The organism is Methylorubrum sp. Q1 (genome assembly GCF_004683995.1).
GTDB lineage: Bacteria > Pseudomonadota > Alphaproteobacteria > Rhizobiales > Beijerinckiaceae > Methylobacterium.
Genome location: NZ_SRHQ01000008.1, coordinates 1 through 22,374 on the forward strand (window position 1 = coordinate 1; position 22,374 = coordinate 22,374).

Here is a 22,374-nt window from a genome sequence, read left to right on the forward strand (position 1 = left end):
TCCCGACCGGGTCGATGCCATCGAGGATGCCATTGAGACGTGAAGCTCTAGCCTCCTGTTTTCGCATCATCTTTTTTCGAAAGCCGGCAACCACCTTTCGGGCCGATGCTCTACCCTTCCACCTGCGACCAGAACCCCGACTTGCGCCCGTGTGCCTTGCGAAGCTGCGCCACGTACTCGGCGTGGCTCGGCGTCAGGTCGCCCGACGCAAGTTCCCGCGCGAGTTCGCCCAGACGCATCAGATGGCGGGCGCCGTGGCCGTAGGCGGGCGAGCGGCCGCGTTCGAGGATGTCGTCGATGAGCGCGCGATAGAGCACGCTCGCCGCCAGCGGATGGTCCGGCTCCAGCGCCTCGGCGGCCGGGGCGAGCAACTCCCAGATCCGGCCCGACCATGCGTCGCGCCGGTCGAGCACGAGGCGGGCGGCGCGGTCCAGATTCGGCCAGCGGATCAGGAAGTAGAGGCCGCCATGCGGGTCCTTGCGGTTCGCGGCGTGAACGAAGGCACGCTCCAGCGCCTCCTCGTCCTCGAAATCCGGCAGGCGGGCGAGGTAATCGCGCAGCGCCTGCGGATCGAGGCTCTTCTCGAACCGCGACCAGCGTAAATCTTGCGCCTCGTCCTTGCGGCCGAGCGCGTCGAGGATGCGGATCTCGACGGCCTCACGCTCGCGTTCGGGGCCTTCGGGATCGAATCCGCCGACGATCAGATCCTCGCGCGTCATCACGACCGTGCCGCGCTTCTGCTTGCGGCGAATCCACTCGAGGGCCTCGCTGGCGCGGCCTGCCGCAAGCAGCCGCTCGGCCACCGCCGGGAGATCGGGCCGCTCGGGCGACATCTCCAGTTCGAGGGCGATGAATGCGTCGGCATCGCCGCGGGCGTCGGCGATGACCTGACGCAGGCGGGTGAGGCTCAAGCGGTGGTAGCGCCGCTCCCATTCCTGCCCGGCCATCTCGAAGACCGCCGGTCCGGTCTTCTTCTTGGCCGACGCCGGAAGCTTGGCGAGGGCGTCGACCAGATGTGCGTCGAGCGGTTGGAGCGCGGCCTTCGGCAGCTTTGGCAGGAGATCGACCAGCAGGGCACCGACGAGGCCGAAGCCATCGTCGTCGAGACCGTCGAGTGCGCGGGTCGCGAAGCCCAGCGCGGCATCCGCCGAGAGCCCCGCCGCGAGGCCTGCGGCGGCTTCGGCGGCGGCCTCGAAGATGCCGTGCACCTGCCCGCTGGAGTCATCGACCCGCTCCAGCGTGACGCCGGCGCTCCGGAGGAAGCGCAGCAGCCGGTCGAGGGCCATGCCGGCATCGAGCGGCTTCAGGTCGGAGAGGATGGTCGCGAGCGTGGCGTCGAGGTCGGAGGCGAAAGCCCGGCGCTTCTGCCAATCGATGTAGCCGCGGGCCTTTTCCAGCGCCGAGAGGCGGCGGTCGATCAAGGCCGCCACCCTGTCGGGCCCTTGGAGAGCGGCAATCGCGGCACTCACCCGCTTCTTGAACGGCGCGCTCTGGCCGACCTCTTCGAGGATCAGGGCGATGAGCCGCTCCTGGCTGAGCGCCGCGAGAGTTTCAGCCGTCGGCGTGGTGCTACGGGATTTTTTGGGCGGCTTCGACTGGGTAGGCGCTTTCGCCGACGCCCCGCTCTCAACCGCCACCTTCGCCCGCCGCGCCATCGCTTACCCCCTCAAGGCCTCGAGCCCGTTCAGGGTCCGAGCAGATCGATCAGGAAGGGGATCAGCGGCAGATCGGCCGGGGGCATCGGCAGATCGCGCAAAGCCCCCGGCCGCACCCAGCGGAGTGCCTGCGCCTCGCGCGACTGCGGAAGCCCCTCCCAGCGCCGACAGATGTAGAGCGGCATCAGAAGGTGGAAATCCGGGTAGGCGTGGCTCGCGAAGGTCAGCGGCGCAAGGCAGGGCTCCTTCACCGTGATGCCGAGTTCCTCGGCGAGTTCGCGGATCAGCGTCTCCTCCGGCCGCTCGCCGGGCTCGACCTTGCCGCCGGGAAACTCCCACAGGCCGGCCAGCGCCTTGCCCTCGGGGCGCTGGGCCATCAGCACCCGCCCGTCGGCATCGACCAGGGCCGCCGCGACGACGAGCAGGAGCTTGAGCGGCGTGCTCATCGGCCGATCGCGAACACGGCATCGACCTCGGCCGAGGTTTCGATCGACCCTGCCACGACCGGCACGGCGGTGCGGCCACGGGGGGCCGCCGCCTTCATCGCCATGCCGTAGGGCATGGGGCGGGGCGATTCGGCCCGCGGCGGCGATTCGATCGAGACGACGGTACCGAGTTTCACACCGGTCGCCTCGGCGATGCGCTCGGCCTGGGCGTGCGCATCCTTGACCGCGGCGACCTGCACGGCGGCTTCCGCCGCGGCCGGGTCGCGCAGGCCGAAGCTGATCCCCTGGATCCGGTTGGCGCCGGATTCGAGGGTGCGCCGCATCAATTCGCCGAGCTTGCCCATCTCGGCCAAGCGCACCCGCACGCGGTTGCCCGCCGTGTAACCGTCGTCCCGCTCGCCCATCGTTCCGTCGGGCTGGCGGACGGTCTTGGTCCGCGGCTGGAGGGTGATCGAGGAAGTGCCGATATCGGCCTCCGCCACGCCCATCTCCTTTGCGCTCGCGACGATGCCTTTCGCCGCCTGGCTCGCGGCATCGAGGGCGGCGGCCGGCGTGGCGCCGCGGGTCTCGACGCCGATCTCGACGGAGGCGAAATCCGGCGCGACCTCCTGGGAGGCCCGGCCGATCACCCGGATGCGGCCGGTCTCGTCGTCGGCCATGGCGGGTGCCGCCACGGTGAGAAGCAGGAGGGGAACGGCAAGCGCGGAAAAGAACTTCACGAGCGATAGTCCCCGTTGATGGCGACGTAGGCCTTGGTGAGGTCGCAGGTCCAGACGCGCGCCCGGCCCTGGCCGAGGCCGAGATCGACCCGCACGGTGATCTCGGGCCGCCGCATCACGGCGCTGGCCGCCTCCTCGCTGTAATCGGGATCGCGGGCGCCCAGCACCGCGACGCGCACGTCGCCGAACCAGATCGCGAGGCGGTCGCGGTCGGCGGGCTCGCCGGCCTTGCCGACCGCCATCACCACGCGGCCCCAATTGGCGTCCTCGCCGGCCACCGCGGTCTTCACCAGCGGCGAGTTGGCGATCGACATGGCGATGCGGTGGGCGGATGGATCGCTCTCGGCGCCCTCGACCTCGACGGTCACGAGCTTGTTGGCGCCCTCCCCGTCGCGGGCGACGAGCTGCGCGAGTTCGATCAGCAGGTCGTCCAGAGCGGCCCGGAAGCCGGCGAGCCGCGGATCGTCCGCCCGTGTCACCGCCGCGTTGCCGGCGGCACCCGTGGCGAAGAGCAGCAGCGTGTCGGAGGTGGAGGTGTCGCCGTCCACCGTCACGCAGTTGAACGAGGTCTTGGTGCCCGCGCTCAAGAGTTCCTGGAGCACGGCCTGCGGCAGAGCCGCGTCGGTGAAGGCAAAGGAGAGCATCGTCGCCATGTCGGGGGCGATCATGCCCGCGCCCTTGGCGATGCCGTTGATCGTCACCGGCACCCCGTCGATCTCGGCGCGGCGGGTGGCGAGCTTCGGGAAGGTGTCGGTCGTCATGATCGCCTGCGCCGCCTGCGCCCAGGCCTCGGCACCGCCCTCGGCGCGCGCGGCGCACTCGGCCAGCACGCCCTCGAACTTGCGCGCGTCGAGCGGCTCGCCGATCACACCGGTGGAGGCGATCATCACCGCCTCCGGGGCGCAAGCGGCGGCCCGGCCGGCGATGTCGGCGGTCAGCGCCACGGCCTCACGCCCTTTGAGCCCGGTGAAGGCGTTGGCGTTCCCCGAGTTGACCACGAGCGCCCGCGCACCCTTGCCAGACTTCAGGGCGTCCCGGCACCAATCCACCGGCGCGGAGGGGCAGCGCGAGCGGGTGAACACTCCCGCCACTTCCGTGCGCTCGGCCAGGGCGACGTAGAGGACGTCCGTGCGGTTCTTGTAGCGGATGCCGGCCTGCGCCGTGGCGATGCGCACGCCCGCGATCTCCGGCAGCGACGGTGAGGTGGCGGGTGCCAAGGGGGAGATCTCGGTGGATGACATCAGTCGTCGGCTCCGTCTCGTGCCCGCTCCCGCCAATTCGGCCGCGTCGGGAGGGGCGGCCTCGCATGCGCAGGCGACACGGGCATGAAAGTCGTGGGTCGCGGGTCGCTGTCTTGCGCCCGCCGCGCCTCACGTCAACACGCGGGGCGTGTCCCGGGCGCTGCCCGTCGTGTGAGGGCTCCGGCTCGGATTGGTCAGGATAGCCCGTCCGTCAGCGATGCAACTCTGCGACGCAGAAGACAAAGGCCTCTCGAATTCCGCCTCGAAGTCTAGGTCGCAAACTGCGTCTCGAAAAAGTGCACCATCGCTACCGTCGAACGTTGACGCTTGAATGCCTATCATAACCTGCTTAACCTAGAATGATGCAGCGCACCCAAGATCGTGAGGAAGCGACCATCGACCTCGATCCCGTCCGCGCGGACGGACAGGTGGGCGGCATCGCGGCGCCGCGCAGTTGCTACGGGGTTCAGGTGCTGGTCGCCGGGCGCCGCAAACAGTGGCGCGATGAGATCAACGGGCAGATCCGCCGCGCCGGCTACAGCGCCATCTCCGTCGATTCGGCCGTCGATGCCCTCACCGTGCTGGTGCTCGGCCTGCCCGTCGATGTTCTCGTGACCGATGCCGAACTGCACGGCGCGCTCGGCCTCAGCGAACTCGCCGCGGAGGCGCGTGCGTTGAGACCGAATCTCGGCATCGTCGTCGCCTGCGACTCGGCGGTCAACGACTGTGCCGACCTCGTACCGGCGGACGCGCTGCTGGTGTCCTCCCTGGGTCAGGAGGAAGCCGTCGCCTCTTCGGTCCGCGAGGCGATGGCCGCCCGCGCCGGCTGATTCCGCCTCCCCATCGCCGCATCCGCGACGATCCGGCCCGTACCCGAAGGCCGGCCGGGTATGGCAGCCTCCGCGCCGGAGGACATAACGCCATGACGATTCGCCGCCGGGACTGCCTCGCGATGCTCGCCGTTCTCGCGGCGAGCCGCGCCCATGCCGCGGAAGCCGGGCCGGCGGGCGCCTTCGCCTTCGACAAGCCGGAGGGCGGCGGCCTTCCGCTCTCGGCCTATGCCGGCAAACCCATCCTCGTGGTCAACACCGCCACCGCCTGCGGTTACGCTCCGCAATTCGTCGGACTTCAAGGCCTCTGGACCCGTTTCGGCGGGCGGGGCCTGACGGTGATCGCGGTGCCCTCGCCCGATTTCGGCAATCAGGAGCCGCTCGACGGCGCCGCCATCGCCGATGCCGCGCGAAAGAACCACGGTGTCACCTTCCCGGTCACGGACAAGACTCATGTGCGGGGGCCCGCCGCCCATCCGTTCTACCGCTGGGCGGCCGAGCAGAAGCCGGGGCAGAGCCCGCAATGGAACTTCCACAAATATCTCGTCGGCCGTGACGGCACCCTGCGCGCTGCCTTCGCGACCCAGGTCGATCCGAGCGATCCGCGCATCGTCAGCGCCATCGTCGCGGAACTGGGACAGGCCTGAACGGAGGACTGCTCGGTTAGCGGCCCGGAACGTCGGCCGGCGGCAGCAACCCGCGCTCGATCCGCCCCGGCGGCAGGGGACGCCGGGCGCGTGGGGCCTGGAGGCGCCCCTCCCGCTCGACCATGCGCGGCGGCGCGGACGGATAGCTGGAGGGATAGTTCGAGGCGAAGGGGTTCGGCGGCACGCCCTGGGCCCGGCATGGCAGGGCAGCGAGGCAGAGGCTCGCGGCGGCGAAGACGGTGCTCGGGCGCATCGGCAGTGGATTTTCCGGTCGGCAGGGCCTCGCGCCGGCACGGGGCGCCTCCCCACATGCCAGCCGGTCACGTCATCATTGCGGCCGGAAAGATCGAGCCATGGAACCGCACAGTTTCGAGCAGGACGGCACCGTCTACGAGGTTCGCTTCGAGCGGACGCCGGAGGGTTGGATCGCGCATATCCGGCCCGAAGGCTGGACCGAGGCCCACGTCGTCGCCTTTCCCGAAGGCGTCGGCTTCGATCGGGACGACGTGCGCGGGTCCCTGATCGCCGGCTGCGAAGCCGCAGTGGCCCGCCTCCCGCGCCGTGCGCCGACACGGCATTGAGAGGGGTGAAACGGAACCTCCGGCGTCCCGACCGGTTCGGGCTCCAGCAGGTGAAACGAAGCACGTTGGAAACGAACGGGATTTTGCGATGACCGAGGTGACCTACCATATCGTCGAGCACGACGGCGGCTTCGCCTACAAGGTCGGAGACGTGTTCTCGGAGACCTTCCCGAGCCGGGCGGAGGCGTTGCAGGCGGCGCAGGCTGCAGCTGCCGAGCAGCAGGTGCCGGGCTCGACCGAAGGCATCCGCTACCAAGACGGGAGCGGCCAGTGGCACGACGAGACCGCGCAGGGCAACGACCGGCCCGTAGCCAAGGTCGCGGAGGACTGAATCGCCTCAGCCTTCCAGGGTGATGAGGCCGACGCTGCCGCCCGCCGCAGCGGTATTGACGGTCAGCGTCCGCTCCGTGGCGAAGCGGACGAGATAATGGGGACCGCCGGCCTTCGGGCCGGTCCCCGACAGGCCGGAGCCGCCGAAGGGTTGGCTGCCGACGACGGCGCCGATCATGTTGCGGTTCACGTAGACGTTGCCGTGCGGCAGCGCCTCGGCGATGCGCTCGGCGGTTTCCTCGATCCGCGAATGGATACCGAGAGTGAGCCCGTAGCCGCCGGCCCGGATCGCCTCGATGACCGAGCCGAGCCCGTCCGCCGGGTAGCGGACGACATGGAGGATGGGTCCGAAGACCTCCTCCCGCAGGTCGGTAACCCTGTCGATCTCGAAAATGTGGGGCGCTACGGTGAGGCCGCCCGACGCCGTACCGGCGAAGTGCAGCCGCGCCGAGGCGGTCATGGCCGCGATATGCGCGTCGAGCCGTTGCTTGGCGCCCGCGTCGATCACCGGACCGAGATCGGTCGCCAACTCGCGGGGGTCGCCGACCGTCAGTTCCCGCGCCGCGCCGACCACTGCCGCGACCATCCTGTCGGCGACGTCCTCCTGCACGAGGAGCAGGCGCAGGGCCGAGCAGCGCTGGCCGGCGGAGCGGAAGGCCGAGACCACCACGTCGTCGGCCACCTGCTCGGGGAGTGCCGTGGCATCGACGATCATCGCGTTGATGCCGCCGGTCTCGGCGATCAGCGGCAGGATCGCGCCGTCTCGGGCGGCGAGCGCCCGGTTGATCCGCCGCGCCGTCGCCGTGGATCCGGTGAAGACCACGCCGGACAGCGCCGGATGTTCGATCAGCGCGGCGCCGGTCTCAGGACCGCCGGGGACGAGGTGAAGGGCGCTGCCCGGAATGCCGGCCGCGTGGAGCAGGCGCACGGCGAGATCCGCCACCAGAGGCGTCTGCGGCGCGGGCTTGGCGACGACGGCGTTGCCGGCCATCAGCGCCGCCGCGACCTGCCCCGTGAAGATCGCGAGCGGGAAATTCCAGGGTGAGACGGCGACGAACACGCCCCGGCCGACGAGGCGCAGGCTGTTGGCCTCTCCGGCAGGGCCGGGCAGGTCCTGCGGCGCGCGGAACAGATCCCGGCCCTGCGCCGCGTAGTAGCGCAGGAAGTCGATCGCCTCGCGCCACTCGGCCACGGCGTCGTCGAGGGTCTTGCCGGCCTCGGCTTGCAGCAGGTGCAGGAGCCGGCCCTGCTCCCTCACGAAGGCGTCGGCCGCCCGTTCCAGGCAGGCGGCGCGCTCGCGGGCGGGCGTCGCGGCCCAGGCAGGGAAGCCGCGCGCGGCTGACTCCATGGCGAGCGCGGCGGTGGCGGAGTCCGCCTCGATGACGTCGCCGAGGGCCGCGCCGTCGATGGGGCTGACCACCTGCCGGACGCGGCCGGGCTGGATGGCCCCGTCGATGATCGGCGCGGCCTCGGCGGGGCCTGCGGCCCGCGCGACGGCATCGGTCCAACGTCGCAGCGACGCGCCGTCGCCGAAGGCGAGCCCCGGAGAATTGCGGCGCTCACGCCCGAACAGGTCGCGCGGCAGCGGGATCTTGGGATGACGGGCCTGCGAAGGCGTCTCCACCAGGGCCTGAGGCCGTGCCAGAAGTTCGGCCACCGGCACCGAGGGATCGGCGGCGCGGGCGACGAAAGAGGAGTTCGCCCCGTTCTCCAGCAGCCGGCGGACGAGATAGGCGAGCAGCTCGCGGTGGCCGCCGACGGGCGCGTAGACCCGCTGGCCGACGCCCGGCGCCCGCTCGGCGAGGCGCTGGTAGAGCGCCTCGCCCATGCCGTGCAGGCGCTGGAACTCGAAGCCGGCCTCCTCGTCCGCGGGACGATCGAGCAGCCCGGCCAGACCGAGCACGCTCGCCACGGTCTGGGCATTATGCGTCGCAAATTGCGGGTAGAGGCGCGGGCGCAGCGCCAGCAGCCGCTTGGCAGCGGCGAGGTAATTCAGGTCCGTCATCGCCTTGCGGGTGAAGACGGGGTAGTCCGCCGTCCCTTGCGTCTGGGCGAGCTTCACCTCGGTGTCCCAGTAGGCGCCCTTGACGAGGCGCACCATCAGCCGCCGGTCGTGCCGCTCGGCGAGCGTGGCGACATGCTCGATCACCGGAAGGCAGCGCTTCGAATAGGCCTGGATCGCGAGGCCGAATCCGTCCCAGCCCGCCAGCGCCGGATCGGCCAGCACGGCCTCGAACACGTCGAGGGAGAGTTCGAGCCGCTCCGCCTCCTCGGCGTCGAGGGTGAAGTTGAGGTCGTGGGCGCGGGCGTCGCGGGCGAGGTCGCGCACCACTGGCACCAGTTCGGCCATCACCCGCGCCCCTTGCGTCGGGGTGTAGCGCGGATGCAGCGCCGACAGCTTGACCGAGATGCCCGGCCGGGCCGGAAGCGGCGCGTTGCCGGCTTCCCGCCCGATCCGGTCGATGGCGCGGGCATAGGCTTGGCGGTAGCTCTCGGCGTCGTCCGCCGTGCGGGCGCCCTCGCCGAGCATGTCGAAGGAGAAGCGGGAACGGCGGGCAGCCCCCGAGCCGGCCCGCTTGAGCGCCGCGCCGATCTCCTCGGCCAATACGAATTGCCCGCCCATCACCCGCATCGCCCGGTGGGCCGCCGCGCGCACGGCCGGGCGGCCGAGGCGGCGGACCATGCTCCCCAAGGTCGCCTCGGGCGTGTCCTGCGGGCCGACGAGGCGGGCGCCGAGGCCGAGCGCCCAGGATGCGGCATGGGCAAGGCCGCTCTCCGAACGCACCGCGTGATGGACAAAGTCGCCCTCGCGCAGCTTGTCGGCGATCAGCCGGTCGGCGGTGGCCGCATCGGGTACCCGCAGCAGCGCCTCGGCGAGGCTCATGAGGGCGAGCCCCTCGCGGGTCGTCAGCGCATATTCCCGCAGCAGCGCCTCGACGGCGCCATGGCCGGCATCGGCGCGGATCGCGCCGATCAGGTCGGAAGCGAGCCGATCGACCGCCGCCTCCGCGGCCGCCGGCAGGGGCGCCTCATGCAGCAGCGCCTCCGCCAAAGCGGCATCATCCGGGGCATAGGAGGCCTGAAAACGCGGCGCAGACATCGGGCCATCGGTCATATGAGAGACTAGCACTCTCTCTGTCGTCCGACAGGCCGATTCCGTCATTTACGAAAACGGTGGTCCGTGATCGCCCCGCGCGCGCCGTTACGGCCGCGCGCCGGGCGGGCTGATGTCGAGCGGCTGCGTCGCCGGGGCAGGCGCGGGTTCGGCTTCGATCCGGGCGCGGCGGGCGATCTCCTCCGCCTCCCGCTGGCGGGCTTGCCGCGCCGCCTCCTCGGCCGCCTGCTGCGCCTTGAGCCGGGCCTGCCGGGCCGCCTCCTCGGCCGCAACGCGGGCGCGGTCCATCTCGATGCGGGCGCGGCGGCGCTGGCGCTCGCTCTGGTCGGCATCGAACAGCTCGATCTTCTCGAGTTCGCGCTGGAGCACGAGGGCGGCGAGGCCGGTGGTCAGAGGCGCCGCGTCGAGCCGCCGATCCGGCGCGCCCAGCGGACCGCCGAACCCGAGCTGGATCGAAGGCGCCGCGCCGCTCCAACCCTTCGGCCCGGCCGCCGCCGTCAGCGCGCCGCGGGCGTCGAGCGTGCGGTTGCGCAGATCGACCTGAAGCGTGCCGTTCCAGCGCGCCGGGCCGAGATCGATGCCGAGCGGCGCCGTGCGCAGCGTACCGCTGGAGAGGGTGAAGGCGGCCGAAACCGGTCCCTTGGCCCGGAGCGGACCGGCGGACAGCTCGTCCGACACGAGCGCCTGGAGCCGTCCCTCGCGCAAGGGATCGTCCTCGGCGAGCGCCTTGCCGAGCGCCCGGTCCACGGCGCCCGCGTCGGCGCCGGGGAGCGCGAGGTCGGCGAGCCGGATCTCGCCATTGCCGGAAAGCTCGTTCGCCAGGGCGCTCAGGCTCACGCCCGTGGCGCCGAACCGCAGGGCCGCCGAAAGCCGGCCCGTGATCGGTCCCGCCCCGATCAGGCCGGTGAGATCGGCGCCCTCGATACTGCCCTCGCCCGACACCGCGGCGGCCCCCGTCGGCCGGGCCAGGGTGATGCTGCCGCCGAGCCGCCCTGCGGCGAGACCAGCCGAGAGGTCGCGCAGACTCAGCACGTCGCCCTCGCGCACCAGCGTCAGGCTCGCGCTGTCGGCCACGAGTCCCCGGCCGAGATCGAGCTGTCCGATCTTGAGGCCGAGGTCGACCTGCGGCTGCGCCGGCACCGCGGCGAAGCGCCCGCTGGTGTCGGTGGGCAACACCGTCGCCGCAACCAGCGCCGGCACGGACAGGCGGGCGAGCGTCGCGGTGCCCGTGAGCGCGCCATCCGGGCCGCGGTCGAGGGCGGCGGTGAGGTCGGTCCCCGCCACCTGCCCCGTGACATCGGCGTGCAGCGCGGCGTTCCGGCGCGACAGGGCCAGGGTGAGCGACGCGGGCAACGGCCCGGCCGCCGGGGCGGCACTTCCGGCGAGGATCAGGAAGGGGGCGAGGTCGGGGGCTGCCAGCCGCAGCGTACCACCGGTCGGAGGTCGGTCGAGGGCGTCGAGCAGGATCGGGCGCGGCGTCGAGACCGTGAGGCCAGCCAGATCGCCCTCGATGCCCAGTGCGAGCGGCGGCGTGCCCGGCTGGCCGGCCTCGGCGGCGGGCCGGGTGCCGGTCAGCCGCAGGCGCCCCGGCTGGCGCAGGGCGGCGATGTCGTCGCGGCCGAACCAGCGGCCGGTCTTCTGCGTCGTCAGCGTGGCGTCGAGGCGGTCGATCCGGCCGGAGCGGGTCAGAAGGCCAAGATCGAGATCGCCTTCGCCCGCCTTTCCTTTCGCGGATGCGCGCAAGGCATCCGCCTCACCCGATTCCCGTTCCAGGGTCAGATCGAGCGCCAATCCGCTCTGGCGGACACTCTGCGGCACGAAACGGGCCTCGGGCAGGAAGCCGCGTTCCAGCAGGGCCAGCAGCGGCGCCGCCCTGCCCGCCGTCACGCGACCCTCGATCCGGCCCGAGCCGTCCGGAGCGATCCGTCCGGCGAGCTGGGCGCTCGCGCCCGCGAGGTCGGCGATGTCGAGCGTATCGACGACGAGGCTGGCGCCGTCCGATTGCAGGCTGACCGCGATGGTACCTTTGCCGGAATGGGCACCGGCAGGTCCGTAGCGCACGTCGCGCGCCTTCAGCGTCAAGCCGAGATCGTGCCGGTGCAGGCCGGACATGAGTTCACCGAGCGGGGGCAACTCGGCGATGTCGATGCCGTTGGCGGAGAGCTGCGCGTCGAGCCGCCCGCGCCCGTTCGCATCGGCTCGCAGGTAACGGGCATTACCGGTGACGCGGGCTTCGCCCAGGGCGAGGCGCAGATTGCGCAGGGAGAGGTCGCTGCCGGCCGCCGAGAGGTCCGTGCCGATCTCGAAAGCGCGCCCATCGAGAATCGCCGTGACGCTCTCCTCGGCGCCGATGCGGCCGAGATAGCGCCCGAGTGCCTCCGAGTTGCGTGTCGCGAGGTCGATATGCCCGGTGAAGCGCGGCGAGCCCGAAAGCTCGGCCTCGCCGGTCGCCGCAACGGTCGCGACCCCCGGCGCCCTGCCCTCGAAGCGGCGCAGCACGAGCCCGCCGGTGCGATCGAAGGTTCCGCGGAACCCGACATCGGCCCAGTCGTCGAGACCGAGCGCGACGCTCTCGGCGGCAACATCCAAGTCGAGCAGAAGCGGCGGCGTCAGGGCACCCGATGTCAGCCCCTGCGCCAGCAGCCCGCGGGCAGCGCCGGAGAGCAGCAGCCCGTCGAGGTCGAGGCGGCGTGTACGAAGCGTCAGGCCGAGCCGGGCCTCGCGCAGGTCGAGGCGGCCGCTACCCGACAGGCGGGCCGCCTTGCCGCCGGGATCGAGTTCGAGCTCGACGGTCTTGGCCTGCACCAGGGGGCCGCGCGACGCGAACTTGGCCGCCAGGGTGAGGGGCAGGACGGCGCCCGCCGGCTGCACCGGCGGCCCGACGGTCAGCCGCGCGGTGCCCTCCGCCTCCGGCACGAGGCCGCGGCGCGCCCGATCGGTATCCGATGCGTCCTCGGGCTTGAGGGTGATGCGCGCATCGAGTTCCAGGCGGGGCATGGTGTCGCCGCCGCCCGTCAGCTTCAGCGAGAGGCTGCCGTCGCTGCCGTCGCTGCCGGCCACGCTGGTGGCGAGATGGAACGGGCTTCCCTTCGCCGTCCCCTCCGCGAGCCATGGCCCGGCCAGCGCGGGCGCCCTGAGGCGAAGGTTCTCGGCCGCGAACTGCTCCTGCGGCGTCTCGCCCGTCCGCGCGGTGGCGACCGTGAGGCGCCGGATGCGCAGGTCGTCGATGACGATGTCACGGCGCAGCGTCTGCGGTTCGCGCGGCAGAAGCAGCGCCTCGTCGGAGACCGGCAGGGTAAGCCCGGCGCGCTCGACCGAGGTCTGAACGAAGCGGACTTCGCCCTTGAGCAGGGGGGCCAGAGCGATCTCCGCATCGACCGCCTGCGCGTCGAGGGCCGGCCCGTCCTCGGCGCCGAGCCGGAGGCGCGCGAGGCGAAGATGCGGCGACGGCAGCAGGCGCAGATCGATGGCGCCCTCGCTGCGGGCACCGGCTCCGAGGGAGTCGCTCACCATGCGGTCGATCAGCGCGCGATGGGCCGACCAGTCGATGAACGGCGGCACGGCGAGGGCCGCCACGAGAACCAGCACGACGGCGCCCGCGAGCGCGGTCAGGATATCACGCACCGTTATCGCTTCCGCCTGGCCTGCGGACCGCAGGACTTCGTTCGCGTTTCACACGCGTTCGAAGGCCGAAGCCTCTTGAACTGTGCGAAACCCGCGTTCCTGCGGCCATAGCACAGGCTGCGGCCGGCCCGCACCTCACGCTCAAGCTTTCACCGATCGTCAGCGGCGGATGCCGAAGGATGGCCCGGCCGGCGGCGGAACGTTGAGCGGCGCCCGCTGGATCTGGTTGCGGATGGCGCTGTTCTCCAAAGTCTGCCGCTGTTCGAAGTTGCGGTTCTGGTTCCGGTACTCGAACGACTGGTTCTGCCGGCTGGTCGCGCCGCGATTGCCGGGGCTCTGCGCCGAAGCGGGCGTGAGCGCGGTGAGCAGGGCCAGGAGAGCGAGAGACGGGGCGCGCATGGCCTCGCATCCTTCATCGGTGTCGGTTTCGGGTTTCCCGAGTGACGCGTGAGGGGGGCCGCCGGTTCCGGATCGGGTCTCGACGGCGTTCGCCTTTTGGTCCAGGGATGCGCGCATGATGCAAGAGCCCAACGACGCGCACGGCGCGTTCCGGCCGCGCCCGTCCGACGACGAAGCGCCGTCGGCCCCGACCTCCATCGCCGCCCGCGCCATGGCCGCCCTGCGCCCCGAGGGCGCGTCCTACCTCACCGGCCTCAATCCGGAGCAGCGCCGCGCCGTGGAGGCGACGGAGGGACCCGTGCTCGTGCTCGCGGGCGCGGGCACCGGCAAGACGCGGGTTCTGACGACGCGCATCGCCCACCTCATCGCCACCGGCAAGGCGCGGCCCTACGACATCCTCTCGGTGACCTTCACCAACAAGGCCGCCCGCGAGATGAAGCACCGCATCGGTGCACTCATCGGGCCGGCGGGCGAGGGCATGCCCTGGCTCGGCACCTTCCACGCCATCGGCACCAAGATCCTGCGCCGCCACGCCGAACTCGTCGGGCTCAAATCCGACTTCACGATTCTCGGCACCGACGATCAGCTCCGCCTGATGAAGCAGGTCATCAGTGACCAGAACATCGACGAGAAGCGCTGGCCAGCCCGCTCGCTCGCCCACACCATCGACGGCTGGAAGAACCGGGGCTTGAGCCCCGAACAGGTGCCGCCGGGCGAGGCGCAGTCCTTCGCCTTCGGCAAGGGCGGGCAGCTCTACGCGGCGTATCAGGCCCGGCTCGCAACCCTCAACGCCGTCGATTTCGGCGACCTCCTGCTGCTCTGCCTCAAGCTGTGGCGCGAGAATCCGGACATCCTGGCCAATTACCAGGACCGCTTCCGCTACATTCTCGTGGACGAGTACCAGGACACCAACGTCGCCCAATATCTCTGGCTCAGGCTGCTGGCCCAGGCGCGGAAAAACGTCGCCTGCGTCGGCGACGACGACCAGTCGATCTACGGCTGGCGCGGCGCCGAGGTCGACAACATCCTACGCTTCGAGCACGATTTTCCCGGCGCCACCGTGGTGCGGCTGGAACGCAATTACCGCTCGACCGGCCACATCCTCGCCGCGGCCTCCGGGCTCATCGCCAAGAACGAAGGGCGGCTCGGCAAGACGCTGCGCACCGAGGACGAGGCGGGCGAGCCCGTCACGGTCACGGGCTCGTGGGATTCCGAGGAGGAGGCACGTCAGGTCGCCGAATCGATCGAGTCGCTCCAGCGCAAAGGGCACGCGCTCTCGGAGATCGCGGTGCTGGTGCGGATCTCGGCGCAGATGCGCGAGATCGAGGATCGGTTCGTTCAGGTCGGCCTGCCCTATCGCGTCATCGGCGGCCCGCGCTTCTACGAGCGGGCCGAGATCCGCGACGCGCTGGCCTATCTGCGCGTCACCATGAACGGCGCCGACGACCTCGCCTTCGAGCGCATCTTCAACACGCCCAAGCGCGGACTCGGCGACGCGACCCTCCAGACCCTGCACGCCTTCGCCCGCGCCGACCGGATCCCGCTCCTGGCCGCGGCCAGGAAGCTGATCGAGACCGACGAGCTGAAGCCGCGGGCCCGCTCGATGCTGCGCGGCCTCGTGGAGAGCTTTTCGCGCTGGGTGCGGCTGGTGGAGGCCAAGCCGCATCCGGAGGTGGCGCAGACCATCCTGGAGGAGTCCGGCTACACCGAGATGTGGCAGAAGGACCGTTCGGCCGACGCCGCAGGGCGGCTCGAAAACCTCAAGGAATTCGTCCGCTCGATGGAGGAGTTCCCGGACATGGCCGCCTTCCTCGAACACGTCTCGCTCGTGATGGAAGCCTCCGAGGCGGAAGGGGCCGACCGCGTCTCGCTGATGACGCTGCACGCCGCCAAGGGGCTCGAATTCGATACCGTGTTCCTGCCGGGCTGGGAGGACGGCCTTTTCCCGAACCAGCGCGCCATCGACGAGAGCGGGCGGGCGGGCCTGGAGGAGGAGCGGCGTCTCGCCCATGTCGGGCTCACCCGCGCCCGCAAGCGCGCCAAGCTGTCGTTTGCCGTCAACCGGCGCATCCATGGGCTGTGGTCCTCGACCATCCCCTCCCGCTTCATCGACGAACTGCCGCCGCAGGCCGTGGACGTGGTCGAGGCGCCCGCACATTTCTCGGCCGGCGCCTCGCGCTTCGACCGCAACCCGACGCCGTTCGGCTCGTCCTACGGCACGCCGGGCTGGCAGCGGGCCCAGGCCAATACGTCGGGCAATTTCGGCGGGGGACTCGGGCAAGGCCGGGGCGGCCGCTCGGGGGGACCACGGGAGATCGAGGGCGAGCTGGTCGCCAAATCCACGGGCGCGCCCTCCACCTTCGAGCACGGCCAACGGGTCTTCCACACCAAGTTCGGCCCCGGCACGGTCGCCGGCATCGACGGCAACAAGCTCACCGTTGACTTCGACAAGGCCGGCCGGAAAATGGTGCTCGACAGTTTCCTCCAACCCGGTTGAAGCGTCCCGTCGGCGGTTCTCCGCCGGCCGCCCCTCGCCCGAGGAGGGCGATGCCCGCGATGGCCCAGGCAAGGATCGTCCCGATCCGCAGGCGGCACCGACAGGTGCTGGGGTCATCGCTTCTTCGCAAAGCCGTCACGCCCCCGTCGCCCCCGCCTGCAACCTTCGCGGCGTCGGCGAAGCGTTGCCGTAAAGCCGCTCTCCACAGCCTTCATGGCGCGCGGTGGAACCGACTCATGGGGTTTGGCTTTGCTCTTGCGTACAGTTGAACGAAGATCGGCGATGTCTTCGCCGAATCGAAGGAGAGTCGCGAAAGTCGAGACGGGTTGAAATAGCGAGTTTGCGAGAGTCACGCACGAGTCAAGGTGGAGTATCGATCCATGAAGAGACGACGCGCACGGCTTGAACTGGTTGAAGACCGACCGATCCGGATGCATCGCACCCGCTTCGACGAGGAACGTAACCCCGCACCGATCCAACCACTGACCGATCGACAAGGTCAGTACCTCGACGCCCTCGCGTCATCTTCACAAGTCATCGTCTTAGGCCCGGCCGGTACCGGAAAGACTTACATCGCCGGCACCCGCGCCGCCGACCTTCTCCGCCAGCGCCGGATCGCGAAGGTCGTCATCACCCGCCCCAACGTGCCCTCCGGCCGTTCGCTCGGGTTCTTCCCCGGCACGCTCGAAGAGAAGATCGCGCCCTGGGTCGCGCCGCTCACCGAAACCATGAAAGAGCGCATGGGTGCGGCCGCCTTCGACATCGCGGTGAAGGCCGGCGACATCGAAGTGGTGCCGTTCGAAGTGATGCGCGGGCGCACGTTCAAGAACTGCCTCGTGATCCTCGACGAAGCGCAGAACACCACCACCGCCGAGATCAAGATGTTCCTGACCCGCATCGGCGACGATTGCCAGGTCATCATCAACGGCGACGTGTCCCAGACCGACCTGCGCGAGACCTCGGGGCTTCGCACCGTCATCCACCTCGTGAAGAGCCGGATGATGACGATCCCGATCGTGGAGTTCACCCTCGACGACATCGTCCGCTCCGGCATCTGCGCGGAGTGGGTGAGGGCGTTCGAGGAAGAAAAGATTTAGAGCATCGTCCCGAAAGGTGGGCACCGGCTTTCGGGAGACGACGATCTGGAAACAATAAGCTAGAGTCGACGCGAAGACCCGATAATGCGTGATGACGGGGCACGGGATTGCCTCGTCATCACCCGTGCGGCCGTCAGATCTCGGCGCCCCTTTCCATGACCCTTGTCTCGACCATGTCGGCGGGTTCGTAGAGCCATCGCCCGACAACGCCGGCCGCGATCGCTCCAGCGATCGGCGCAAGCCAGAACAACCAGAGCTGCGCGATATATTCCGACCCGGCAAACAGTGCCGGCCCGGTGCTGCGCGCCGGGTTGACCGATGTGTTGGTCACGGGAATCGAGATCAGGTGGATGAGCACGAGGGCAAGACCGATGGGGATGCCGGCAAAACCCGCCGCCGCGCCCTTCGATGTCGTGCCGACGATGATGAACATGAAGATGAACGTCGTCAGGACTTCGGTGATCAGGCAGGCGGCCAGGCCATACTTGCCGGGGCTGAGTTCGCCGTAGCCGTTCGAGGCGAACCCGTTCGGCACCCAGCCCGCCTTGCCGGAGGCGATGGTATAGAGGGCGAAGGCCGCCACCGTTGCACCGATGACCTGGGCGATGACGTAGGGCAGGACGTGCCGGCTCGCGCAGCGTCCGGCCGTCCATAATCCGAGTGTGACGGCCGGATTGAAGTGGCCGCCCGAGATGTGGCCGACGGCGTACGCCATCGTCAGCACGGTGAAGCCGAAGGCGAAGGCGACGCCCAGGAACCCGATCCCGAGTTCGGGAAAGGCCGCAGAAAGGACGGCGGCACCGCAGCCGCCGAAGGTCAACCAGAAGGTGCCGAAGAATTCGGCGGTCGTCCGACGCATCGTATCGTGATCCATGGCGACACCTCTTGCTGAGAGGGTCGCGCGGCGCGCACCGATCGGTCGTGTCGAAGGTCAGGGCACCGCGAGACCGAGGCCGTTAGCGTCGGCATCCGCCGGGACGCATCGCGCGAAGATTTCACGCGCGGATTGCGCCGACAATGATCGGCGTACAGGTCGACCGGCACGAAAGAGTCGTACCACCGACGTGTCCGACGCATCCTGACGGGCGATTCTGCGCTGTCACGGCCTCGATGATGACCACGCCGTGCGGAGGGTCATCGCTTCGGGAGTGCCTTCCCCGTAGGCGTCCACGGCGTCCCGCCCGCGCCCGGAAGAGGAGGCACGAACGGCAGCAAGATGCCGCTCGACGAGCCACGCACCGCCGTCATTTCAGGCAGCGGCGACGCCCTTGATCCGCACCGGTCCGACGCTCTTGCCGTCGAGCAAACGGCGCAGCCGCTCGACATCGTCGAAGTTGTTCGACGTCAGCTCGGTGATGTCGCCCTCGACCAGCGCATCGACATGGCGGCAGCGGCGGCGGTGGGTGCCCGCCGGGCAGGAGCAGCGCAGATACGGCCCGTCCGTCCGCTCCTCGAATTCGAGCAGGTAGCGATTGCCGGTGCTGCCGCGCATGGCGAAGCGCAGCGCGTTCGAGGGCCGGAGATCGACGATGCCCGAGGCGCGCAGAGCCTTCGCCGAGGTCGAGCGGGTCATGTCCCGGCGCGGCGTGGTGAGGGCGCGGATCGGGATGAGACCGAGGCCGCGAGCGAGGTCGGCGATGTCGGTCGCACCCGTCTCGCGCAGGGCCGCGAGTGCGATCTCGGCGCAGGCAAAGGCATCCTCGCCCGCATCGTGGTGCTCGAAGCGGATGCCGAGGCGGCCCGCCACCTTGGCGAGGCCGTGGCCGGCGGGATCGGGGAAGACGCGCCGGGCGATCTGGAGCGTGCAATGGCCGGCCATGTCCGGAACCGGCTCGCCCCAGGCGGCGAGCGAGGCGGCGAGCACGCCCATGTCGAAGCCGGCATTGTGCGCGAGCATCAACCCGCCCGACAGGTCGGGCAGGAACTCGGCAATCACCTCGGGAAAGGTCGGCGCATCACGCACGTCCGCCGGCAGAATGCCGTGGACGCGGATATTTCCGGGCGAGAACCGCAACTGCGGCGGGCGGATCAGCCGGGATTCGCGCCGCACCACGCGGCCCCCCTCGATCCAGGCAAGCCCGACCGCGCAGGCGCTGTCGCGCCGCTCGTTGGCGGTCTCGAAATCGATCGCGACGACGCTCATGGGGTTGAGAGTAAGGGGTCACGGACTCATCCCGCAAGGCGCGGATGGCTCTAACCTCCGCTCGGCTGCCCGAGCCGGCGGTCGAAGATAGTCCGCACCGTTCGCCGTTCCTCGTCGAGCCGGGCACTGAGCGCCTTGGCATCGGGCAGGTTGGCGGCGCGGGCGAGGCGGGCGAGCGCCACGTCGGAGGCCTGCGTCGGGTCGCCCTCGACCATCAGGCGCTGCCACTGGTGCACGTCGTCGAGGAGCCGGTAGGCGTCGGCGAGTTGCGCCGCCTCGTCCGCCGCGATGATCCCGCCCTCGGCCGCGCGGGAAAACACCTCGGGCGCATCGAGGCCGATCAGATCGGGATCGGCGTGGGCATGGCCAAGAACCAGGGCCTGCGCCAGGAAATCGAGGTCGAGGAGGCCGCCGGGGCTGAGCTTGAGGTCGAGGGGGCCGTGATCGCCCTTCTCGTCCTCGACCCTGGCGCGCATGCTGCGCACGGAGCGGTTCACCGTGTCGGCGTCACGCGGCTGCATCAGCGCGTCACGGATCGTCGCTTTCGCCTCCTCGGCGAGGCACGCGTCACCGGCAATGACACGGGCCCGGGTCAGCGCCATGTGCTCCCAGAGTTCGGCCTCCTCGCGCTGGTAGGCGCGGAAGCTGCGGAACTGCGCTGCCACCGCACCCTGGCCCCCGCCGGGACGCAGGCGCAGATCCACCTCGTAGAGCAGGCCTCGGCGGGTCGGGGCGGTGAGCGCCGCGACGAGGCGCTGAGTCAGCCGGTTATAGGCCACCGCCGCGTCGAGGGGCTTGGGGCCGGTGCTGGTGCGGTTCTCCGGATCGAAATCGTAGAGCACCACGAGGTCGAGGTCCGACTCTGCCGTGAGTTGGTGCGAGCCGAGGCGGCCATAGCCGAGCACGACGATGCGGCCGTTCGGAATCGGGCCGTGCTCGGCGAAGAAGGTTTTCGAGACGGCTTCCAGCGCGGTCGCCACCGCGGCGTCGGCGATCGCCGAGAAGGCGCGGCCGGCCGCCTGCGGCGTGAGAATGCCGGAGAGGAGCCGCGCCCCGGTGAGGAACCGGAGCTGCCGGGCCGCGTCGCGGCTGCGGTCGAGAAACACCTCGTGGCTGTCGGGCCGGCCCAGCAGGGCACGGTAATGCGCGGCGATGGCTCCGGCATCGACCGACGGTTCGCCGAAATCGGGGTCGATCACCGCGTCGAGCACGTGTGGCGAGAAGGCGACGGTGCCCGCCAAGCGCGGGGCGCTGCCGAGCAGGTCGGCAAAGAGCAGCCGCAGGCGCTCGTGCTCGCGCAGGATGGTCAGCAGCTCCACCGCCGCCGGCATCCGGCCGAAGGCACGGTCGAGATTGGCCAGCGCCGCGTCCGGATCGGGCGTGCCCGAGAGCGCCTTGAGCAGGGCCGGGACCAGTTCGGTCAGCACCTCGCGGGCGCGGGGGCTGCGCACCGCCGCACGCCGCCCGAAATGCCAGCCGCGCACGGTGTCGGTGACGCGTTCCGGATCGCGGAAGCCGAGACTGCGCAGGGTGGCCAGCGTCGCCGGATCGTCGGCGGCGCCGCTGAAGACGAGGTCACCCACCTCGGAGGAGAGATCGGGCCCGGCCTCGAACAGCAGGGCGTAATGCGCCTGCACCCGGCGGGCATGGGCGAGAAGGGCCGCCTCGAAACCGGCGAGGTCGGCAAATCCGGCGAACCGGGCGAAGTTCTCGAGTTCGGTCCGGTCGGTCGGCAGGCGCTGGGTCTGCTCGTCGCGCACCATCTGCAGGCGGTGCTCGACCGTGCGCAGGAAGGCGTAGGCCGCGCCGAGTTCATCGCGCGCTTGCGCGGAGATCCAGCCATCCTCGTGCAGCTTCCCCAGCATCGGCACGGTGGAGCGCCCGCGCAGCATTGGGCGCCGGCCGCCGAAGACGAGTTGCTGGGTCTGGACGAAGAACTCGATCTCGCGGATGCCGCCACGGCCGAGCTTGATGTCGTGGCCGGCCACCGCCAGTGCCTCGTGCCCGCGCACGGCGTGGATCTGCCGCTTCATGGCATGCACGTCGGCGATCGCCGCGAAATCGAAATACTTCCGCCAGACGAAGGGGGTGAGGTCGGCCAGGAACCGCTCACCCGCCGGGATGTCGCCGGCGAGGGCGCGGGCCTTGATGAAGGCCGCCCGCTCCCAGTTCTGGCCCGTGGTCTCGTAATAGACGTAGGCCGAGGCGAGGCTCATCGCGGTCGGCGTCGAGCCGGGATCGGGCCGCAGGCGGTAATCGACCCGGTGGACGTAGCCGTCGCGGGTGCGCTCCTGCAGCAGCTTCGAGACGCCCTGCGCCAGCTTGGTGAAGAACGGCGTCGGCTCCAGCCCCGGCTTCAGCGGCGCCGTCTCCGGATCGAAAAAGACGATCAGGTCGATGTCGCTCGAATAGTTCAGCTCGCGTCCGCCGAGCTTGCCCAAGCCCAGCACGACGAGGCCCGAGCCGGCCTGCGGCGCGCTCGCATCCTCCGGCAGGAAGCGGCCGGATGCCGCCGCTTGCAGCAGCATCGCATCGACCGCCGCCGACACCGAGGCATCCGCGAAATCGGAGAGCGCGGCGGTCACCCGCTCCAGCGGCCAGAGACCGCCGATATCGGCGAGCGCGACGAGGAGCGCGTGCTCGGCCCGGTTCCGCCGCAGGATCTTGCCGACCGCATCGAGATCGGGCGCAGCGCCCTCCCCCGCCCGGCCGGCGGCGCGCTGCGCCGCAACGATGCGGGCGTCGGCCGCTTCCGGCGCCTCTTCGAACAGGCGGACGAGGCGGGCGGGATCGCGCGAGGCGAGCGACCACAGGAAGGTCGAGTGGTCGGCGAGCGCCGCGAGCAGGTGGCGGGCCGGGCCCTCGCGCAGGGCGGCGGGAAGCGCGTCGGCGATCTCGTCGAGGCGTGCCTGCGCCGCCTCGGGGTTCGAGAGCGGCGGAGCCTGACCCAGCCGCGCGATCAGGGGCGCCGTGCCGTCGTCGCGGGCGATCTGCCCGTCGTGTCGCCTGCCCATGCCGTCCCTTCTTCGCTTCGAAGCGTCCGCATCGCC

General features: G+C 70.6%; 17 protein-coding genes. 6 read left to right on the forward strand and 11 right to left on the reverse strand.

The window, feature by feature from the left end; translation table 11 throughout:
- Window positions 1-110: 110 nt before the first annotated feature.
- From E4V01_RS09440 to argJ, 4 genes are read right to left on the reverse strand one after another with little or no spacing between them, the layout of a single operon-like run.
- Window positions 111-1,655: a DUF6880 family protein gene (locus E4V01_RS09440; RefSeq protein ID WP_135298178.1), complete on the reverse strand. Its 1,545-nt coding sequence runs from the start codon at window positions 1,653-1,655 to the stop codon at window positions 111-113.
- A 29-nt stretch (window positions 1,656-1,684) separates the two neighbouring features.
- Window positions 1,685-2,101 (reverse strand): (deoxy)nucleoside triphosphate pyrophosphohydrolase, encoded by a 417-nt coding sequence (locus E4V01_RS09445; protein WP_060768254.1) that lies wholly within the window; start codon window positions 2,099-2,101, stop codon window positions 1,685-1,687.
- Window positions 2,098-2,820 carry an SIMPL domain-containing protein gene (locus E4V01_RS09450; RefSeq protein ID WP_135298179.1) on the reverse strand — a complete coding sequence of 241 codons (723 nt, stop codon included), beginning with the start codon at window positions 2,818-2,820 and terminating at the stop codon, window positions 2,098-2,100. The genes E4V01_RS09445 and E4V01_RS09450 overlap by 4 nt, the downstream gene beginning before the upstream one ends.
- Window positions 2,817-4,061 (reverse strand): bifunctional glutamate N-acetyltransferase/amino-acid acetyltransferase ArgJ, encoded by a 1,245-nt coding sequence (gene argJ, locus E4V01_RS09455; protein ID WP_135298180.1) that lies wholly within the window; start codon window positions 4,059-4,061, stop codon window positions 2,817-2,819. Before argJ ends, E4V01_RS09450 begins: the two co-directional genes overlap by 4 nt.
- Before the next feature lie 359 nt (window positions 4,062-4,420).
- Here argJ and E4V01_RS09460 point away from each other — a divergent pair, with 359 nt between their 5' ends.
- On the forward strand, window positions 4,421-4,891 hold the full coding sequence (locus tag E4V01_RS09460; RefSeq protein WP_135298181.1) for a histidine kinase: 471 nt from the start codon (window positions 4,421-4,423) through the stop codon (window positions 4,889-4,891).
- Window positions 4,892-4,983: 92 nt separating this feature from the next.
- On the forward strand, window positions 4,984-5,538 hold the full coding sequence (locus tag E4V01_RS09465; RefSeq protein ID WP_056153773.1) for a glutathione peroxidase: 555 nt from the start codon (window positions 4,984-4,986) through the stop codon (window positions 5,536-5,538).
- 16 nt (window positions 5,539-5,554) lie between these two features.
- On the opposite strand, the gene E4V01_RS09470 is transcribed toward E4V01_RS09465, so the two are convergent.
- The gene (locus E4V01_RS09470; protein WP_245517487.1) at window positions 5,555-5,791 is read right to left on the reverse strand and encodes a hypothetical protein; all 237 of its coding nucleotides are present in this window, start codon (window positions 5,789-5,791) and stop codon (window positions 5,555-5,557) included.
- Between the two features lie 100 nt (window positions 5,792-5,891).
- Between E4V01_RS09470 and E4V01_RS09475 the strand changes: the two genes are divergently transcribed.
- Together E4V01_RS09475 and E4V01_RS09480 are read left to right on the forward strand one after the other, a co-directional pair.
- Window positions 5,892-6,119: a hypothetical protein gene (locus E4V01_RS09475; RefSeq protein ID WP_060768259.1), complete on the forward strand. Its 228-nt coding sequence runs from the start codon at window positions 5,892-5,894 to the stop codon at window positions 6,117-6,119.
- 88 nt (window positions 6,120-6,207) lie between these two features.
- Complete coding sequence (locus E4V01_RS09480) at window positions 6,208-6,450, forward strand: DUF2188 domain-containing protein (RefSeq protein WP_135298182.1); 243 nt, start codon at window positions 6,208-6,210, stop codon at window positions 6,448-6,450.
- A gap of 6 nt (window positions 6,451-6,456) precedes the next feature.
- On the opposite strand, the gene putA is transcribed toward E4V01_RS09480, so the two are convergent.
- From putA to E4V01_RS09495, 3 genes are all read right to left on the reverse strand, one after another.
- Window positions 6,457-9,564, reverse strand: a complete 3,108-nt coding sequence (gene putA, locus E4V01_RS09485) for a bifunctional proline dehydrogenase/L-glutamate gamma-semialdehyde dehydrogenase PutA (protein ID WP_135298183.1) — start codon at window positions 9,562-9,564, stop codon at window positions 6,457-6,459.
- Window positions 9,565-9,651: 87 nt separating this feature from the next.
- Window positions 9,652-13,188: an AsmA family protein gene (locus E4V01_RS09490; protein ID WP_135298184.1), complete on the reverse strand. Its 3,537-nt coding sequence runs from the start codon at window positions 13,186-13,188 to the stop codon at window positions 9,652-9,654.
- A 159-nt stretch (window positions 13,189-13,347) separates the two neighbouring features.
- Window positions 13,348-13,587, reverse strand: coding sequence for a hypothetical protein (locus tag E4V01_RS09495; RefSeq protein WP_060768263.1), 240 nt, complete (start codon window positions 13,585-13,587; stop codon window positions 13,348-13,350).
- 115 nt (window positions 13,588-13,702) lie between these two features.
- On the opposite strand from E4V01_RS09495, the gene E4V01_RS09500 reads away from it, so the two are divergent.
- Together E4V01_RS09500 and E4V01_RS09505 are read left to right on the forward strand one after the other, a co-directional pair.
- Complete coding sequence (locus E4V01_RS09500; RefSeq protein ID WP_135298185.1) at window positions 13,703-16,084, forward strand: ATP-dependent helicase; 2,382 nt, start codon at window positions 13,703-13,705, stop codon at window positions 16,082-16,084.
- Window positions 16,085-16,464: 380 nt separating this feature from the next.
- Window positions 16,465-17,181: a PhoH family protein gene (locus E4V01_RS09505; RefSeq protein ID WP_060768265.1), complete on the forward strand. Its 717-nt coding sequence runs from the start codon at window positions 16,465-16,467 to the stop codon at window positions 17,179-17,181.
- Between the two features lie 133 nt (window positions 17,182-17,314).
- On the opposite strand, the gene aqpZ is transcribed toward E4V01_RS09505, so the two are convergent.
- From aqpZ to E4V01_RS09520, 3 genes are all read right to left on the reverse strand, one after another.
- A complete protein-coding gene (gene aqpZ / locus E4V01_RS09510) occupies window positions 17,315-18,055 on the reverse strand; it encodes an aquaporin Z (protein ID WP_060768266.1) in 741 nt (246 codons plus the stop codon).
- A gap of 375 nt (window positions 18,056-18,430) precedes the next feature.
- Window positions 18,431-19,324 (reverse strand): 3'-5' exonuclease, encoded by an 894-nt coding sequence (locus E4V01_RS09515; RefSeq protein ID WP_135298186.1) that lies wholly within the window; start codon window positions 19,322-19,324, stop codon window positions 18,431-18,433.
- A 50-nt stretch (window positions 19,325-19,374) separates the two neighbouring features.
- Complete coding sequence (locus E4V01_RS09520; RefSeq protein ID WP_135298187.1) at window positions 19,375-22,338, reverse strand: bifunctional [glutamine synthetase] adenylyltransferase/[glutamine synthetase]-adenylyl-L-tyrosine phosphorylase; 2,964 nt, start codon at window positions 22,336-22,338, stop codon at window positions 19,375-19,377.
- Window positions 22,339-22,374 lie beyond the last annotated feature (36 nt).

Excerpts from the sequence above, each read along its gene's own strand:
- E4V01_RS09495 (WP_060768263.1), bottom strand. The coding sequence starts at position 13,587 with ATGCGCGCCCCGTCTCTCGCTCTCCTGGCCCTGCTCACCGCGCTCACG.
- E4V01_RS09465 (WP_056153773.1), top strand. The coding sequence starts at position 4,984 with ATGACGATTCGCCGCCGGGACTGCCTCGCGATGCTCGCCGTTCTCGCG.
- E4V01_RS09500 (WP_135298185.1), top strand. The coding sequence starts at position 13,703 with ATGATGCAAGAGCCCAACGACGCGCACGGCGCGTTCCGGCCGCGCCCG.
- E4V01_RS09515 (WP_135298186.1), bottom strand. The coding sequence starts at position 19,324 with ATGAGCGTCGTCGCGATCGATTTCGAGACCGCCAACGAGCGGCGCGAC.
- E4V01_RS09460 (WP_135298181.1), top strand. The coding sequence starts at position 4,421 with ATGATGCAGCGCACCCAAGATCGTGAGGAAGCGACCATCGACCTCGAT.
- E4V01_RS09445 (WP_060768254.1), bottom strand. The coding sequence starts at position 2,101 with ATGAGCACGCCGCTCAAGCTCCTGCTCGTCGTCGCGGCGGCCCTGGTC.
- aqpZ (WP_060768266.1), bottom strand. The coding sequence starts at position 18,055 with ATGGATCACGATACGATGCGTCGGACGACCGCCGAATTCTTCGGCACC.
- E4V01_RS09505 (WP_060768265.1), top strand. The coding sequence starts at position 16,465 with ATGAAGAGACGACGCGCACGGCTTGAACTGGTTGAAGACCGACCGATC.
- E4V01_RS09475 (WP_060768259.1), top strand. The coding sequence starts at position 5,892 with ATGGAACCGCACAGTTTCGAGCAGGACGGCACCGTCTACGAGGTTCGC.
- E4V01_RS09480 (WP_135298182.1), top strand. The coding sequence starts at position 6,208 with ATGACCGAGGTGACCTACCATATCGTCGAGCACGACGGCGGCTTCGCC.
- E4V01_RS09440 (WP_135298178.1), bottom strand. The coding sequence starts at position 1,655 with ATGGCGCGGCGGGCGAAGGTGGCGGTTGAGAGCGGGGCGTCGGCGAAA.
- E4V01_RS09520 (WP_135298187.1), bottom strand. The coding sequence starts at position 22,338 with ATGGGCAGGCGACACGACGGGCAGATCGCCCGCGACGACGGCACGGCG.
- argJ (WP_135298180.1), bottom strand. The coding sequence starts at position 4,061 with ATGTCATCCACCGAGATCTCCCCCTTGGCACCCGCCACCTCACCGTCG.
- putA (WP_135298183.1), bottom strand. The coding sequence starts at position 9,564 with ATGACCGATGGCCCGATGTCTGCGCCGCGTTTTCAGGCCTCCTATGCC.
- E4V01_RS09470 (WP_245517487.1), bottom strand. The coding sequence starts at position 5,791 with ATGCGCCCGAGCACCGTCTTCGCCGCCGCGAGCCTCTGCCTCGCTGCC.